15 protein-coding genes are annotated in these 15,355 nt (G+C 61.8%); 7 read left to right on the top strand and 8 right to left on the bottom strand.

Annotated elements, in window-relative coordinates:
* Nucleotides 1-94: 94 nt before the first annotated feature.
* The gene (locus tag NE850_RS33190; RefSeq protein WP_007178420.1) at nucleotides 95-946 is read left to right on the top strand and encodes a LysR substrate-binding domain-containing protein; all 852 of its coding nucleotides are present in this window, start codon (nucleotides 95-97) and stop codon (nucleotides 944-946) included.
* A gap of 130 nt (nucleotides 947-1,076) precedes the next feature.
* Here the strand turns inward: NE850_RS33190 and NE850_RS33185 are convergent, their stop codons facing one another.
* Genes NE850_RS33185 through NE850_RS33155 form a run of 7 tightly spaced genes read right to left on the bottom strand, consistent with a single transcriptional unit; the run spans nucleotide 1,077 to nucleotide 8,658 of the window.
* Complete coding sequence (locus NE850_RS33185; RefSeq protein ID WP_007178419.1) at nucleotides 1,077-1,607, bottom strand: NADH-quinone oxidoreductase subunit B family protein; 531 nt, start codon at nucleotides 1,605-1,607, stop codon at nucleotides 1,077-1,079.
* Nucleotides 1,607-3,154, bottom strand: coding sequence for an NADH-quinone oxidoreductase subunit C (locus NE850_RS33180; RefSeq protein WP_007178418.1), 1,548 nt, complete (start codon nucleotides 3,152-3,154; stop codon nucleotides 1,607-1,609). Before NE850_RS33180 ends, NE850_RS33185 begins: the two co-directional genes overlap by 1 nt.
* Before the next feature lie 3 nt (nucleotides 3,155-3,157).
* Entirely contained in the window at nucleotides 3,158-4,618 is a 1,461-nt protein-coding gene (locus NE850_RS33175) for a hydrogenase 4 subunit F (protein ID WP_007178417.1), read from the bottom strand.
* Nucleotides 4,611-5,270, bottom strand: coding sequence for a formate hydrogenlyase (locus tag NE850_RS33170; protein ID WP_007178416.1), 660 nt, complete (start codon nucleotides 5,268-5,270; stop codon nucleotides 4,611-4,613). Before NE850_RS33170 ends, NE850_RS33175 begins: the two co-directional genes overlap by 8 nt.
* Complete coding sequence (locus NE850_RS33165; protein ID WP_007178415.1) at nucleotides 5,271-6,221, bottom strand: respiratory chain complex I subunit 1 family protein; 951 nt, start codon at nucleotides 6,219-6,221, stop codon at nucleotides 5,271-5,273.
* Nucleotides 6,218-8,227 carry a hydrogenase 4 subunit B gene (hyfB, locus tag NE850_RS33160; protein ID WP_007178414.1) on the bottom strand — a complete coding sequence of 670 codons (2,010 nt, stop codon included), beginning with the start codon at nucleotides 8,225-8,227 and terminating at the stop codon, nucleotides 6,218-6,220. Before hyfB ends, NE850_RS33165 begins: the two co-directional genes overlap by 4 nt.
* A gap of 20 nt (nucleotides 8,228-8,247) precedes the next feature.
* The gene (locus tag NE850_RS33155) at nucleotides 8,248-8,658 is read right to left on the bottom strand and encodes a hypothetical protein (protein ID WP_007178413.1); all 411 of its coding nucleotides are present in this window, start codon (nucleotides 8,656-8,658) and stop codon (nucleotides 8,248-8,250) included.
* Nucleotides 8,659-8,954: 296 nt separating this feature from the next.
* Here NE850_RS33155 and NE850_RS33150 point away from each other — a divergent pair, with 296 nt between their 5' ends.
* The 5 genes from NE850_RS33150 (at nucleotide 8,955) to NE850_RS33130 (ending at nucleotide 11,942) form a co-directional block, all read left to right on the top strand.
* Entirely contained in the window at nucleotides 8,955-9,716 is a 762-nt protein-coding gene (locus tag NE850_RS33150) for a YoaK family protein (protein ID WP_007178412.1), read from the top strand.
* A gap of 225 nt (nucleotides 9,717-9,941) precedes the next feature.
* Nucleotides 9,942-10,388 (top strand): hypothetical protein, encoded by a 447-nt coding sequence (locus tag NE850_RS33145; RefSeq protein WP_007178411.1) that lies wholly within the window; start codon nucleotides 9,942-9,944, stop codon nucleotides 10,386-10,388.
* Between the two features lie 64 nt (nucleotides 10,389-10,452).
* Nucleotides 10,453-10,716, top strand: coding sequence for an HPr family phosphocarrier protein (locus NE850_RS33140; protein WP_007178410.1), 264 nt, complete (start codon nucleotides 10,453-10,455; stop codon nucleotides 10,714-10,716).
* A gap of 69 nt (nucleotides 10,717-10,785) precedes the next feature.
* Nucleotides 10,786-11,559, top strand: coding sequence for a spermidine synthase (locus NE850_RS33135; RefSeq protein WP_035517435.1), 774 nt, complete (start codon nucleotides 10,786-10,788; stop codon nucleotides 11,557-11,559).
* Nucleotides 11,560-11,744: 185 nt separating this feature from the next.
* Nucleotides 11,745-11,942 (top strand): ribbon-helix-helix protein, CopG family, encoded by a 198-nt coding sequence (locus NE850_RS33130; RefSeq protein WP_007178408.1) that lies wholly within the window; start codon nucleotides 11,745-11,747, stop codon nucleotides 11,940-11,942.
* Nucleotides 11,943-12,024: 82 nt separating this feature from the next.
* Here the strand turns inward: NE850_RS33130 and NE850_RS33125 are convergent, their stop codons facing one another.
* Nucleotides 12,025-12,849 carry a fused MFS/spermidine synthase gene (locus NE850_RS33125; RefSeq protein ID WP_007178407.1) on the bottom strand — a complete coding sequence of 275 codons (825 nt, stop codon included), beginning with the start codon at nucleotides 12,847-12,849 and terminating at the stop codon, nucleotides 12,025-12,027.
* A gap of 312 nt (nucleotides 12,850-13,161) precedes the next feature.
* Between NE850_RS33125 and rpoD the strand changes: the two genes are divergently transcribed.
* Nucleotides 13,162-15,279, top strand: coding sequence for an RNA polymerase sigma factor RpoD (gene rpoD, locus NE850_RS33120; protein ID WP_007178406.1), 2,118 nt, complete (start codon nucleotides 13,162-13,164; stop codon nucleotides 15,277-15,279).
* The last annotated feature ends 76 nt before the right edge of the window (nucleotides 15,280-15,355 follow it).

The raw sequence follows: 15,355 nt of genomic DNA, 5'->3' as shown, positions 1-15,355 counted from the left end.
CATCTGTGTGCAGCTTAGGCACATTGGACGTTATTTGAAAATTAAATTAAACTATAAAAGTCAGTTGCATTTCGAATAACGAAGCGAGCCGATCATGCTTGATCTCGAACTGTTGAACACCCTGATTTGCGTCGTCGACGAGGGTAGTTTCACGCGCGCGGGCGAGCGTGTGCACCGAACACAATCCACGGTGAGCCAGCAGGTGCGCAAACTGGAAGAACTGGTCGGCCGGACTCTGCTGCTGCGCGATCGCACCGGCAATCAGGTCACGGCGACCGAGCATGGCGAGTTGCTCGCCCAATACGCGCGCCGGCTGCTGGCGTTGGCACAGGAAGCACAGGACGCACTGGTCAGCGACGTGGAACTGACGCCGGTTCGTATCGGCGTGCCGGAAGATTTCGACGCGCGGCGCATGTCGGCAATGCTGTCAGGTTTCGTCAAGGCAAAACCCGGCGTGCGGCTGGAGACGGTTGCAGGAATGAGTGTCGATCTGCAACGCAAGCTGGCGACGGGCGAGATCGAGATCGCGTTGGTCAAGCGCGAACCGGGCAGTGGCGAGTGCCTCGCATCCTGGCCGGAATCGCTGGTTTGGGTGCGGGGTGGGAATGTCGAATTGCCGGAAGAGTCGGCGGATGAACCTATTCCGCTAGCGCTGTTTCCTCACGGCTGCGTGTACCGGCAACGCGCGATTCGCAGCCTCGACAAGGCGCAGCGGCGCTGGCGCATCGCGTTTGGAAGCCAAAGTCTCACTGGCATTCAGGCGGCGGTTTCGTCGGGGCTAGGGATTTCGGTGTTGCCCACGTCGGCGGTGCTTCCTGAGCATCGCCTGTGCGCGGGCTTGCCACAGTTGCCGCCCACGGAGCTTGCTCTGGTGACATCTGGTGGCGTGCTCAATGCGCTTCAGTTGGCGTTGGTCGAATTCCTGAGGGCGGAGATCAAGGTTTAAGACCCCGGTCGACGCGGTCGCACGTAGCCGTGCCGGGCAGAGGGAAGGATTGGTCGAACCGGATTCGTTTTTGGCCGGATTTCCGATCACCGGCAGCAGTACTTTGCGGGCCGCCCGGATTTCGCGTCGCTCAACCCTGTGGCGCTGTCGTATGTTTAACCCGAAGCGCAGTGAGAATACCTCTGAGAATATCAATGGGCGGCGGCGGACATCCCGGGATCGTCACGTCGACCGGAAGGAGTGTCGAGAGCGGCCCGCAGACGGCATAGCTATCCCTGAACATACCGCCCGTACACGCACACTCGCCGGCGGCGACCACCAGTTTGGGATGAGGCGTCGCCTCGTAGGCCTGCCACACGGCTTCCCTCATGTTCAGCGTCAACGGGCCGGTAACGAGCAGCATGTCCGCATGCCGGGGGCTCGCGACGATCCGGATGCCTAATCCCTCGATGTTGTAATAGGGATTGCTGAGCGCGTTGATTTCCAGCTCGCAGCCGTTGCAGGAGCCTGCGTCGATCTCGCGGATGCACAGGGCCCGCCCGAGCACATCGAGGATGTCCTGCTGGATCTGCCGGCTCTCGGTATGCCACGCGTCGTCGGCTTGCGGCACCCGTTCGTCGGGCGTGCCGGTTCGCGCGATCTGTTTGAGAAGTTGCCACATTACAGGTCGTGTCCCGCGTAGTTCAGATTGAACGACTTGTTGATCAGCGGAAAATCGGGAACGATATTGCCGATGATCGCGTGTTCCAGCGCGGGCCAGTTCTGCCATGACGGGTCATGGCAGTGGCAGCGGGAAAGGGTGCCGTCGGCGCCGGTCTGGAGGGCGACGAATACGTCGCCGCGCCAGCCTTCGATCCAGCCTACGCCGCGCGCCGGCGACTCGCGCTGTTCGAGCGCCGCGATGACGTCCCCTTCAGGCAGACCGGCAAGCAAGGTCAGGATCAGCTGGATCGACTCATAGATTTCACCGAAGCGGACCGCGACGCGGGCTGCCACGTCACCGCGCCCGTCGCTGACCATCTGCACCGGCACCTCGTGATAGGGCGCGTAGGGATGATCGACACGTACGTCGCTTTTCCGGCCGCTTGCCCGCCCCACGAGTCCGCACACGCTGAAGTGCTCCGCCACATCCGCGGAGAGAATCCCCGAGCCCGCGAAGCGATCCTGCAGTCCTGACTGATCCTCATAGATGCGCTGCATCACGCGAACCTCCGTGTCGATCCGCTCACACTGAGTCTGCATCGCCGTGATGAAACGCACGTCGATGTCCGTCGACACCCCGCCGGGGACGATCCGGTCCATCAGATAGCGATGCCCGAAAGCCTCGTCGTTCACGCGCAACCAGTCTTCCTTCAGCCGGGAGAACTGCGCGAGGCCGTATGCGAACCCGGCGTCGTTTCCGAGCGCGCCGAGGTCGCCGAGATGGTTGGCAATGCGCTCACGCTCGAGCATCAGCGCACGCAACCACTGTGCGCGCGGCGGAATCCGTCCATCCAGCGCGCGTTCCACGGCCATGCAATAAGCCCACGAGAAAGCGACAGTCGTGTCTCCTGCGATTCGTCCCGCCAGCCGATGACCCATAAGCAAAGGCGTCCGTTCGAACAGTTTTTCGATGCCACGATGGGCATAGCCGAGTCGTTCTTCAAGCCGCAGTACCTTTTCGCCGACCACCGAGAAGCGGAAGTGCCCGGGCTCGATCACGCCGGCGTGGATCGGCCCCACGGCGATTTCGTGGACACCGTCGCCATCCACGCGAACAAAGGGATAGTCCTCCTCTCCAGAGTGGAACCGTTCGGTGCCCGAGGACAGTTTTTGCAGCGGATGGTAGTCGCGCGGCCAGTTGCCGTGATTCAGCCACGGCCGACTATCCGCGGCGCCAATCGCGCGGAGCCCGAGCAGATCGAAGACAGCGCGTTGCATGCGCGCCGCGCAGGGAAATACCGCCGACAGATCCGGATATCCTTCCCCGGCCACCGGCGACTCAAGCCAGAGAATGCCGTCTTCCAGCGCGTAAGCGGCGGAGATCGCAAACGTGCCGGTTGCCTCTTCGTTGCCCCACAGAGAGATCAGCCGTCCGCCGTTTTCACGCGCGGTCCTGGCCGTTCTCATCCATGTGTCGGGATCGACTCGCGCCAGAAATGCGGACGACCTGCCGGCGAATGCCGACAGGCGTATCTGGTTGGGAAGCCCGAATGCCTCGATGCGCATGCGTTACCCCGCGATCATGGCCGCCGCTTGCCGATACCACGTCGCAAGATACGGAGGAATATAGAGCCCCAGCATCAGGCCGATGCCGAGATGGACGAACACCGGCAGCAGCGCCGGCGAATGTTCGAGAGGCTTGACGCTCGTATCGCCGAACACCATGCCCTGCACGCGCGCGAAAATCGCCGCGAACGCCACGGCAAGGGCGAGTAGCAGAAAGGGTGTGGCCCACGGGAGTTTGCGCATCGCGGTGGTCAGGATCAGGAACTCGCTTGCGAAGACGCCGAATGGCGGCATGCCGAGGATCGCGAGCGTCCCGAGCATCATCCCCCATCCAACGGTCGGGCTGACGCGCAACAAGCCGCGAATGTCGTCGATTGCCTGGGTGCCGGCCTTCTGGGCCGCATGCCCGACGGTGAAGAAGATCGCCGACTTCACCAGCGAATGCACTGTCATGTGCAGCAGGCCTGCGAAGGTCGCAATGGGGCCGCCGAGCCCGAAGGCGAATGTCATCAGGCCCATATGCTCGATCGACGAATACGAAAAGAGCCGCTTGACGTCTTTTTGCCGGAACAGCGAAAAGGTCGCGACCAGCACCGAGACGAGCCCGAAGCCGATCAGCAGGTTGCCCGGCAGGCCGTTGTGGAGCGCGCCGTCGGCCAGCACCTTGCAACGCAGCACCGCATAGAGCGCGACGTTGAGCAGCAGGCCGGACAGCACCGCCGAAATCGGCGTGGGGCCTTCGGCGTGCGCATCGGGCAGCCAGTTGTGCATGGGCACCAGGCCGACCTTGGTGCCATAGCCGATCAGCAGGAACACGAATGCGAGTGAAATGATGGTCGGGTCGAGACTTCCTTTGACCGCGTTCAGGCTGGTCCAGAGCAGCGCTTCGTCGCCGCCGAGCTGCCGGCTCGCCGCAAGATAGAGCAGGATCGTGCCGAACAGCGCCTGTGCGATGCCCACGCCGCACAGAATGAAGTACTTCCACGCGGCTTCCAGGCTGGCCGCGGTGCGATATACGCTGACGAGCAGCACGGTGGCGAGCGTGGCGGCTTCCATCGCGACCCACAGAATGCCCATGTTGTTGGTGAGCAGCGCGAGCAGCATCGCAAAGATGAACAGCTGGTACATGCTGTGGTAGAGGCGCATGCGCGGGCCGGTCATCCTGCCGCGGTCCCGCTCGATGCGCATGTACGGCTTTGAAAAGATCGACGTGGTCCAGCCGACAAAGGCGGTCAGCGCGACCAGAAATACGTTGAGCGGATCGACGAAGAAGAGCTTGCCGAGCGCGAATGCAGGTCCGTGCGCCACGGTTTGCACGGCGAGCAGCGCGGCGGCAGCAAAGGTCAGGAAACTGAACCCGACATTGAGTTCCGCCGCCACGTGGTGTTGTCCCACGAGCGCCAGACTTGCGCCCGCGAAGAGCGGGATGGCGAAAACCAGCAGCAGTACCCAGGCTTCAGTCATCTTTGAGTTTTTCAAGGTGATGAATGTCCAGACTGTCGAACTGCTCGCGAATCTGAAACATGAACACGCCGAGAATCAGAATGCCGACCAGCACATCGAGCCCGATGCCGAGTTCGACGATCATCGGCATACCGTTCGTCGCCGCAGCAGCGGCGAAAAACAGGCCGTTTTCCATCGAGAGGAAACCGATTACCTGGGGAATTGCCTTGGCCCGCGTGATCATCATCATGAACGACAGCAGCACGCAGGCGAGCGCAATGCCGAGCGTGCCGCGCGCGACCGATGACGCAAGCAGACTGATCGGCGAGGCAACGTTGAACGCGATGATCACGAGCACGATGCCCACCAGCAGTGTGGCGGGAATGTTGAGGAGCGGTTCGACATCCGTCCTGACATTGAGCCGCTGCACGAGCTTGTAGAGAATCCAGGGAATCAGGCCGACCTTGAGCACGAGGGTCAAGAGCGCGGAAATGTAGAGGTGCGAGTCGGCGGTCACGTAACCGAGCACCAGGTTGGCGGATACGAGCGTCAGGCCCTGCAGCGTGTAGAGGTGGATCAGCGACAGGATCCGGCGCTGGCTGAGCATCGCAAACGACAGTAGCAGCAGGATGGCGGCCAGAAAGTTGATGATCTGCGTGGCGAATCCGTGCATTCATGCCCCCAGCAGAAAATGAACGAGCATTCCGATGACGGCCAGCAGGAAGGCCGTGGCGAGAAACTCGGGGACGCGGAAAATGCGCATCTTCGCGTTGCTCGTCTCGACTATCGCGAGTGCCGCGCCGCCCACCAGAAGTTTGACGAAGAGCGCGGGGATCGCGAACAGCAGCGCCGTCGGATTGCCGGCCTCGGCAATCCCCCACGGAATGAACAGCGCAACGCCGATGCACGAGTACGCGAACAGCTTGAGACTCGCGGCCCATTCCATCAGGGCGAGATGGCGGCCCGAATATTCGAGGATCAACGCCTCGTGGATCATCGTGAGTTCGAGATGGGTGGTTGGGTTATCGACGGGCAGACGCGCATTTTCGGCGAGCGACACCATCGTGAACGCAATGCCCGCGAAGGCAAGACTCGGATAGATGGCCAGTTCGCGGTGACTGAGCGTGGCGACGATGCTGGTCAGCAAGGTGGACTGCGTGATCAGCGATGCCGAGAACAGGACCATCAGCAAGGCGGGTTCCGCGAGGAACCCCACCAGCATTTCGCGGCGCGCGCCGAGCGTGCCGAACGCGGTGCCGATATCCATCGCGGCCAGCGAAAGCGTCACACGGGCCAGCGCGAACAGGCCGACCAGCGCGATTGCGTCCGCGGCAGGCGAGAGCGGCAGGTCGGTGGAGAGCGTCGGCACGATCGCGCAGGCGAGCGTCATGCATGCCCAGACCACATAAGGCGCACCGCGGAATATCGGGCTTGCGTGGCTGGCGACCACGGACTCCTTGTTGAACAGCTTGTGGAGCATCCGGTACGGCTGCCAGATGCTCGGCGCGCGGCGGTTTTGCAAGCGGGCGCGGCATATGTTGACCCAGCCCGTGAGCAGCGGAGCGGCCGCCAGCGCGAGCAGGATTTCGAGCCCCTGCGAGATCAGTCCGGAGAGCGTGATCATCGTCTCACCAGCATCAGCAGCACGATCAGCACAATGAAGCTATGCATCAGATACATGGCAATGCGGCCGGTCTGAAGCCGCCCGGCCAATGCCGCGATGCGCATGATCAGCCGTTCCAGTGGCGCATAGATCAGGGTCCACGCGCGATCCGTCACGGTGACGCTGTACACGGGGTGTTGGTCGAACGGCGAAGGCAGACGGCGCTCGATTTTGAATAGCGGCGTGAAGATTTCGCGGATGGGTTGCCCGAACCCTTCGGCGGTGTCCTGCATGCGCGCGGTGACGAACGGATAGCCGCAGGCCCACGGCGCCGCGCGCCTCAGGCGCCCGTGGTAGAGACGGCGGACCAGTAACCAGGCGAGCCCGCAGCACGCGCAGAAGAACAGCAGAAAAACCGCCGGCATATAGCTGGCCCGGTCTACGCTGGTGGGCGCAAGCAGCAGCCAGCCATTGCGCGCGACGGCCTCGCCGATGCCGGTTCCCACCAGCATTCGGGTCACGTGGTCCAGCACGGCCACGAACTGCACCGGCAGCAGCCCGAGCAACACGCATATCGCCGCCAGCCAGACGAAGCCGACGCGCTCCCAACGGCTCGCGTCGCGCGCTTGCGCCAGCTTCGGCTCCCTCGGTTGACCCAGAAAGACGATGCCGAAGAACTTGACCATCGTATAGCCCGCCAGCGCGGCTACCAGCGCGATCAACGCCGCGACCAGCGGTACCACCATATTCAGGAACGGGTTCGGCAAGCCCGGCGTGAACAGAAAGCTCTGCAGCAACAGCCATTCGGAGACGAAGCCGCTCAACGGCGGCAGTCCGGCGCTCGCAAACGCGCCCACGAGCGCCGCCCATGCAGTCCACGGCATGACGCGGATCAATCCGCCCAAACGGCCGAGATTACGTTCGCCGGTGGCATGAAGCACGGAACCCGTGCCGAGAAACAGCAGGCTTTTGAACGTCGCGTGGCTTGCGATCTGGTAGAACAGCGCCGTCAGCGAGAGCGCGGCGAGCGTGTTCATGCCGTACGCGCGAAACAGGATCGCGAGTCCCATGCTGACGAACATCAGGCCGATGTTGTCGATCGACGAATACGCGAGCAGCCGTTTCATGTCTGTCTGGATCGCGCTGAACACGACGCCGAACAGGGCGGTGAAAAGTCCGAGCGCCAGCACGAAGACTCCCCACCACCACAACTGGACATGCAGCAGATCGAACACCGTGCGCAGAATGCCGTAGAGACCCGCCTTCAGGATAAAGCCGCTCATGAGAGCGGACACCGGTGACGGCGCGGCCGGATGGGCCTCGGGCAGCCACACATGCAAGGGGAACACCCCCGCCTTTGCGCCGAAGCCGAATAGCGCCAGCAGGAATGCCGCGGATGCCCAGAATACGTCGAGATGCTGTTGGCGCATGTTGGCAAACGTATAGTCGCCGGTATTGGCTTGCAGCAAGCCGAAACACAACAGGAGCGCGAGCGCGCCGACATGGGAGATCAGGAAGTAGAGGTAAGCGGCTCGACGGATCTCCGCGATGCGGTGATTGGTCATGACAAGGAAAACTGCCGACACGGTCATCGTTTCCCACGCGACCATGAAGCTGTACGCGTCGTCTGCCAGTAACAGCGTCGCCATGCTCGCGAGACACACGTGATATTCGAAGCAGAGTAATCCCGGCGGCGTGCCTTCGCCCTTGCGGAAATAACCGGCGGAGAACGCGCTCACGCCCGTGCTCACCACGCCGAGCACAGCGAGGAAATACGCCGACAGGCCATCCAGCCGGAGATGAAAGGGGAGATCGGGCAGTCCGAGCGGCAGGATGATTTCCTGAGGACCGGCGAAAACACCGGTCAGACCCAGCCCGAACAGAGCCAGGCCAAACATTGCGCCGATCGGAAACAGCCCGTGCGCTACCACGCGCGTCCGTCGCAGGCTGGCGAGTCCCAGCACGCTGACGACCAGCCAGCCTGCGATGACCAGCAGCACGTAGTGGATGACCAGCAGGTGTTCCATCGCCGTTGTCTCCGGTGCTGTCAGATGTCGTGTTCGACGGCAGGCTCGCCGGATGAAGGGTATCCCGAAACGGAGTCCTTCCGGTGATGATGTTCCATTCTTTTGACGTGGCGGCACAGGTCGAGACCCGGCGATGTCGTCAACGCCTTCGCGCGGGTATGGAGGCCGCCGGCAATGACGCCTCCGCCCGGACCCACGATCAGGATGTCTCGTGGGGCGTGCTGGAAGAGCCCGAAGGCCCTCATGGCCCGCGTGTACGGGAGGTCGAGTTCGAACGGGGCGCGCTTGCGCACCGAGCTTTGGATGTCGAATGGACCGATGCGCAGCGACCGTGTGCGCATCCCGTCGTTTACCACGGGCACGGGACTTCCGGGCGGCCCTTTCAACAGTTCCGCTAACGCCTGCCTGAAATGATGGTGATTGGCCGACAAATCAATCGTCTCCGGAAACTGCCGAGGCCGGGTGTGCGAGTTGCTGAACCTGCCAGGCCGGAAGGTGCATCGAGTTACCAGTTTATGATAATGGCGTTATCATCCTAGCAGCTTTATCGAGATGGTTCCACCGATGCTGCTCCGGCGACATTTGCGGAAAAACGGCGCCGCGTCCTGCCGGGGCATGGACAACGCGAGCCTCACATAACGCATGGAATTTCAGAAACAGCTTGCCGCACCGGCTCCTGCATGCACCGGTGCGACACGGCGCATGCAAACACAGGAGTCGATACCTGATGCCAGCAGACTATTTCCGGACCCTCACGGGGAAGGACCGGACTGTCAGGGGCGACCGGCAGCTCGGTTTTTCGCTTGCGTTCGTGGCCGGCGCGACGAATGCCGGCGGTTTTCTCGCGGTGAAGCAATACACGTCGCATATGAGCGGTGTGGTATCCGCGATTGCCGACCAGGCTGCGCTGGGCGACTTTTCATTGGTCCTGGCAGGCGCCGGGTCGCTGATCTCGTTCCTGTTGGGCGCCGCCTGTTCGGCGGTGCTCGTCAACTGGGGGCGGCGCAGGCGGCTGAATAGTCAGTACGCGTTGCCGCTACTGATCGAAGCCAGTCTGCTCCTGTGTTTCGGCTTGCTCGGCAGCCACCTCGCCCTGTGGGAAACGCTGTTTGTGCCGGCAACGGTCGTACTCCTTTGCTTCATCATGGGTTTGCAAAACGCCATGATCACCAAGCTGTCCGGCGCGGAAATCCGTACCACCCACATGACCGGCATCGTGACCGATATCGGCATCGAGCTCGGCAAGCTCTTCTACTGGAATTCCTCGCGCGATGACATCGCCGCGCCCGGCGTGCTGGCGAATCGTGCGAAGCTGAAAGTACACGGGACGATGCTGGCTCTGTTCCTTATTGGTGGGCTCACGGGCGCGGTGGGCTTCAGGCATGTCGGGTACGCGGCGACGACTCCGCTCGCGGCACTATTGATCGCCCTGGCGATCGTGCCGCTAATCGACGATCTGCGCGGACGGACCTACCGGCTCGACCGCTAGAGCAGTAGCGGGCTGCGGCTTTTTGACGCTCCCGCTCGCCGCGCCCGAAGCCACCGTCGGGGTGGTAACGGTCTACCTGACCGTGATACACATATTATGATAATAGGATCATCATTAGAGTACGCTACAATGATAATGAATGTTCTTGACCAGCGCCTTTCATGTTTCCGAACCTGAATGCCGGGATCGTGCGAGACGGGGCGCTGCGTTGGAGGGGAGATTGACGTGATTGACACCAGTATTTCGCTTTTGTCCCATGACTACACGCACCGGTTCTTGCGAGACCTGATGGGCCGTCACGGGCTGATTGTCATCGGTGTGGGCCGGGCGGGCGAGCGGGGATTCCAGATGCTGTACCGGTTCTCCGACATCTGCGACAGCCTGGAAGATTGCGGGATCAATGTCATCTTCGTCTATCAGAAGGAATCGGCGCGTCATGTTCACGACACAACCTCGCTTTTCGGGGCGCGATACAGGCAGCGGCCGTGTCTGTTTCTGGACGACGACGGGAAGTTCTTTCGTACTCCGCTGCGCCCAAAGTCGCTTCGCGCGGTTCATCTGGATCGGGATATGAAGCGACTCGGCACGGTCGACATTACTGTGCGGGATGACGAATGGGATCCGCAGTTACGCGCTTTCCTTGCACAGAGGGCCGCAAGCTCCATGCATTGAATGCTGCGGCCGTGTCCGGGCGTAGTGTGCCGGCTGTGACGATTTACGTGCAAAGGGGAGCGGGTTGGTCGAGGCATCGATTCAGATAAATGGCCGGTGGGGGCTGAACGGGCACGAATCGGCGAGGCTCGCGGTGAGTGCTGCGCGGTTCGCCAGCGATATCGTCTGCATGGCGAACGGCCGGTCCGTTAACGCCAAGGACGTCATGTCCATCATGTCCCTTCGGGTGAAGCGGGGCACGCTCGTACGCATCCTGATCACGGGGCCCGACGAAATCGCCGCGCTGGAGGCTCTGTCCGCGGTTCTGCATGCGCAGGCGTCCTCCTGATCCGGCGCAGGCAGGCATTTCACTTTGCTTCCACTCGCCAACCGATCACGCCACGACTCGCAGCCGATCATGCTCAAGATAGGAAAGAGAAATCCGAACCGGCCATTGGTCGTTGAAAACGACCAGGTTGTGTCGTTGTACTTTGATGCGCGTGGCGTGCAGAGCACGATGTTGCGGCACGATCCCTATGCTCTCGCATTGGGCTATACGCGGACCATGATGGGATTCCTTTTGCTGAAGCCCACGCCCAGCAGAATTTCCATGATCGGTCTGGGCGGCGGTTCGCTGGCGAAATACTGTTATCGCCATTTGCCGGACACTGCCATCACCGCGATCGAAATCAATCCCGATGTCGTCGCGCTGCGTGACCGGTTTCACGTGCCGCGCGACGACGGGCGTTTCACAGTGGTCTGCGCAGATGGTGCGCAGTACGTCGCCGTGCCGGGTCACCGGCCCGACGTGCTGCTGGTCGACGGCTTCAATGCCGACGGCCTGCCGGCCAGGTTGGGCAGTAGCGCGTTTTATGACGCCTGTCGCCGCAGATTGAGCGACGATGGCGTGCTGGTGGCCAATCTGGTGACTGACGAACCCGACTTCCACCGCTACCTCCGCTCGCTCTGGGAGGCCTTTGCCGGCGCGGTTGCTCTGGCGCCCTCGGAAGGGAGTGAGCACAACGTCACTGTTTTTGCGTGGAAAGGAGCGGGCGGACTTCCGTCATTCACAGCGATGCTCGATCGGGCGCGTGCGCTTCAGGCGCGGCACGCGTTGAATCTTCACGCCACGGCCACGCGCATTGAATACGGCAAAAAATTCAACTGGAGCCGATATGAACGGACAGCTTGAGTGAAGTTGTCCGCTAGCTGCGGACGGTTTCATCTCTGCGGCCCGGACCGTTCGCGCGGGTGTGCTCTCGCGGAAGGAAGGCGCTGGCAGGACGCGGCAACGAGGGCGGCGCCTTGATGGCGCGAAGATGACTCGCGTGCCGCCATGTATTATAATCAAATTAACATATCTGGACTCTGCCCGTCATGGAAACGAAAAGCGCTCGGCTCACGATTTTAATCGATCCCGTGAAGAAGGAAGCGTTCGAGAAACTGTGCGCAGCGCAGGATCTGACGCCCTCGCAGGTGGTTCGGCAATTGATCCGCGATTACCTTGAGCAGCACGGTGTTAGCTACAAGACAAAGAGCGCCATTGGTGCGCGTCCGCGCCGCAAAACTGCTTGAATTAGGGCAGTTTTCAAGTCCCTACCCCGATCCTTGAGAGTCGCTGCGTCGTTGCACGCGGGTGGCGGTCGCGCAATCGCTGTCAGCATTCGCCCGGCTCCGGACTCCGTTCGGATCTCCAATTCATGGCGAGACTCGTGCCTTGCTTCAGTCGACGCGCGGTCGCGAGCAGGTTCAGCGGATGTATCGTCGAAAGGGTGCGCGCACGTGCGAGTAACGCATCCCGGGACGGAAGCTTCGGCGCCCCCTTCCATGCAAACATCGTGTAGTTGCAACTATCCTCTGCCATAAAAATGGAGAGCGAGTCAGCGAACGCCGAACGCGCTTCTTCCAGATAATAGGGAATGAGAGGATCGTCCTCGACGAAATTGGCGACGAGCACTCCATCGTCCGCGAGCCGCGAGTGGCATGCCGAGTAAAACGCAGCGTTACCCAACTGCGCGGGCATGCCGTGTGCCAGAAAGCCATCCACCAGAATCACGTCAGGGCGTGCGGCGCCGCCCTTGACGTATTCCGCCCCGTCCGCACAGATCACCTCGAGCCGCTCGTCGTCCGGGGGGATATGGAATGTGTCGCGCAGCGCGATGACCGCGGGGTCGATTTCGATGGCCACTATCCGTGTGTCCGGAAGATGCCGGTAACAGAACTTGGCCAGCGACCCTCCACCCAGACCGATCATGGAAATTCTGCTGGGCGTGGGCTTCAGCAAAAGGAATCCCATCATTGTCCGGGTATAGCCGAGCACGAGTTTGTGCGGATCGCGCCGGGACATGAAGCTCTGTGTGGCCAGCAGGTCGAAGTGCAGCGACAGCGCATTGGCCGTTTCCAGCACGACGGGCTTACCGTCTGCTGGCGGCCCTGCCAGAAACTTCATATAGGCGTTGAAGGAAGCGTGCGAGTGATTCATGCAGTTGCCTTGGCGGCGTGTATGTCTGGCTCTTCAGCCTCGTGATAATCGAGAGCGCCTTCGCTGCGCTTCCGCTCGGCCGGCGGTCGAGTCACACGGCTAACCGGATTTGCAGACTATGATAATGATATTATCACGTCAGTCATTTCGGCCGCCACTGTGTGACGGGTCATGGGCAAGAGACTTTGGCATCTGAGCGGATCCAGTCGATCCGGACGCGCGGCGCGTGCCCTTGACATTGCATTCCCACCGAAAATTTGCGGGACACGGGCTGTGTGCCGATCCGGACGTGATACTCAAAGGAGCGACGGCGTGACGAAGAGGGCGGTGAAAAGGCAGGCATTGGACGTGGCAGCAGGCGATCTCAACATGCAGGATGGACACGCCGGCATAACCGTTGCGGGTCAGGCAGCTGCAATCACGACACAACCGGCAAACGTCTCGAAGCAGGACGTGGCGCCGCACGCCGGGGCCGCGAACGGAACGGTCCTGCCGCGGGCAGCGTCACGTCGGACGAAAGCGAATACACGTGTGCATGCGGCGATCGCCTCGCTGCCGGACGAATCCAGCGGAGAAAATGAAAGCGGCCGCGCAGACCTGAGGGCGCTCATCAAGCTCGGAACCGAACGCGGTTTCGTCATTCGTGGAGAAATTAGCGATTGTTTGCCTGAGCGCCTCGCCCAACCGGACGCGATCGAGAACGTGATCAGAGCGTTCAGTGAAATGGGCATTGCCGTGTTCGAGCAGGCGCCGGACGCGGAGTCGATGATCCTGCACGATCGTGCTGCGGTTTCTGCCGACGACCAGATCGAGGAAGAGGCCGTAACGGCTATCTCGAGCGTGGACGCGGAGTTCGGCCGCACTACCGACCCTGTGCGCATGTATATGCGTGAAATGGGCACCACGGAACTCCTCACCCGTCAGGGCGAGATTGCCTTGGCGCGACGAATCGAAGAGGGTCGCAACGGCATGATCCGGGCCATCTCTTCGTGTCCGGCAACGATAGCGGAGATCCTGGCGATCGCTGACGGCGTCGCCTGCGGCGAAACGGCCATCGATGAGCTCGTCGACGGTCTGATCGATCCGGCTGCAACCGGCACGGACGGCATGACCGCGGTGCCGGAAGACTCACTCGACACCGCCTCTGTGTTCGACGACGACCAGGGCGACGAAGACGATGACGACACTGAAACCGAACCCGCCGATCAGTACATCGAGACGCTGAAACACGACGCGCTCGCGAAATTTGCGAAAGTGGCTGACTGGTTCGGTCAATTGCGGGACGCCTATGAAACGCAAGGCTACGGTTGCGCACGCTATCGCGCCGCACAGGCAGCGATCGAGGCTGAACTGATGACGATCCGTTTCACCGCGCGCACGATCGACCGTTTGTGCGGCGCACTGCGGCTATCCGCCGACGAGGTCCGAACCATCGAGCGCGAAATCGCGCGGATCGTAGTAGAGCGATGCGGCGTGCCGCGCGACACGTTTGTCGCGCATTTCCGCGGCAACGAGACCCACCTTGCATGGGCGCGGCAACTGGTTGCGGCGGGGCAACCGTTCAGCAGCGTGCTGGAACGAAACCTCCCGGCAATCGACCTGGAGCAGGAAAAGCTGCTTGCCCTGCAACAGCGGGTCGTGCTGCCGCTCGACGAGTTCCGCGAGGTCTGTCGCGCGCTGAGCGCAAGCGAGGCGAAAACTCTGCGCGCGAAAGGCGAAATGATCGAGGCGAATCTGCGGCTGGTGATCTCCATTGCCAAGCGCTATACGAATCGCGGACTGCTGTTTCTCGATCTGATCCAGGAAGGCAATATCGGGCTGATGCGCGCCGTGGACAAATTTGAATACCGTCGCGGGTATAAGTTCTCCACGTATGCGACCTGGTGGATCCGGCAGGCCGTCAGCCGGTCGATCGCCGATCAGGCGCGCACCATCCGGGTTCCCGTTCACATGATCGAGTCGCTCAACAAGCTCAAGCGGATTTCGCGCCAGATCCTGCAGGAGACGGGAAGTGAACCCGACGCCGCTCTCCTCGCGCAGCGAATGGAAATGCAGGAGCAGAAGGTTCGGGCGATGCTGCGAATCGTCAGGGAGCCGGTTTCTCTGGATGCGTCCGTCGGCGAAAACGACGACACGTCGATAGGCGACCTGATCGAAGACTCCACCGCCATCTTGCCCGACGACGCGGCGCTCCACGCCAGCATGCGCGACGCCATCAGCGAGGCGCTCATGACGCTGACGCCGCGCGAAGCCAAGATTTTGCGCCTGCGTTTCGGCATTGAGAGCGGCAGGGATCACACATTGGAAGAACTCGGAGAACAGTTCGAGTTGACCCGCGAGCGGATCCGTCAGATTGAAGTAAAGGCGCTGCGCAAGCTGCGGCACCCCGCCCGATCCGAACGCCTGAAGTCGTTTCTGGATGAAGGCTAGACGACACCGGCGGCATGACGAAACCGTGCGCCGGCATCCAGACCCATTGCCGCACGGCCAATGCGTGAGCAGAAAT

This window comes from Paraburkholderia sp. USG1 (assembly GCF_031570135.1).
In the GTDB taxonomy this organism is placed as follows: Bacteria; Pseudomonadota; Gammaproteobacteria; order Burkholderiales; family Burkholderiaceae; genus Paraburkholderia; species Paraburkholderia dioscoreae.
The sequence above is the reverse complement of the archived record's forward strand: the minus strand, read 5'-3'. Positions and strand labels throughout refer to the sequence as shown.

Excerpts from the sequence above, each read along its gene's own strand:
- NE850_RS33150 (WP_007178412.1), top strand. The coding sequence starts at position 8,955 with ATGCCAGCAGACTATTTCCGGACCCTCACGGGGAAGGACCGGACTGTC.
- NE850_RS33130 (WP_007178408.1), top strand. The coding sequence starts at position 11,745 with ATGGAAACGAAAAGCGCTCGGCTCACGATTTTAATCGATCCCGTGAAG.
- NE850_RS33180 (WP_007178418.1), bottom strand. The coding sequence starts at position 3,154 with ATGCGCATCGAGGCATTCGGGCTTCCCAACCAGATACGCCTGTCGGCA.
- NE850_RS33185 (WP_007178419.1), bottom strand. The coding sequence starts at position 1,607 with ATGTGGCAACTTCTCAAACAGATCGCGCGAACCGGCACGCCCGACGAA.
- NE850_RS33170 (WP_007178416.1), bottom strand. The coding sequence starts at position 5,270 with ATGCACGGATTCGCCACGCAGATCATCAACTTTCTGGCCGCCATCCTG.
- NE850_RS33165 (WP_007178415.1), bottom strand. The coding sequence starts at position 6,221 with ATGATCACGCTCTCCGGACTGATCTCGCAGGGGCTCGAAATCCTGCTC.
- NE850_RS33190 (WP_007178420.1), top strand. The coding sequence starts at position 95 with ATGCTTGATCTCGAACTGTTGAACACCCTGATTTGCGTCGTCGACGAG.
- hyfB (WP_007178414.1), bottom strand. The coding sequence starts at position 8,227 with ATGGAACACCTGCTGGTCATCCACTACGTGCTGCTGGTCATCGCAGGC.
- NE850_RS33135 (WP_035517435.1), top strand. The coding sequence starts at position 10,786 with ATGCTCAAGATAGGAAAGAGAAATCCGAACCGGCCATTGGTCGTTGAA.
- NE850_RS33125 (WP_007178407.1), bottom strand. The coding sequence starts at position 12,849 with ATGAATCACTCGCACGCTTCCTTCAACGCCTATATGAAGTTTCTGGCA.
- NE850_RS33175 (WP_007178417.1), bottom strand. The coding sequence starts at position 4,618 with ATGACTGAAGCCTGGGTACTGCTGCTGGTTTTCGCCATCCCGCTCTTC.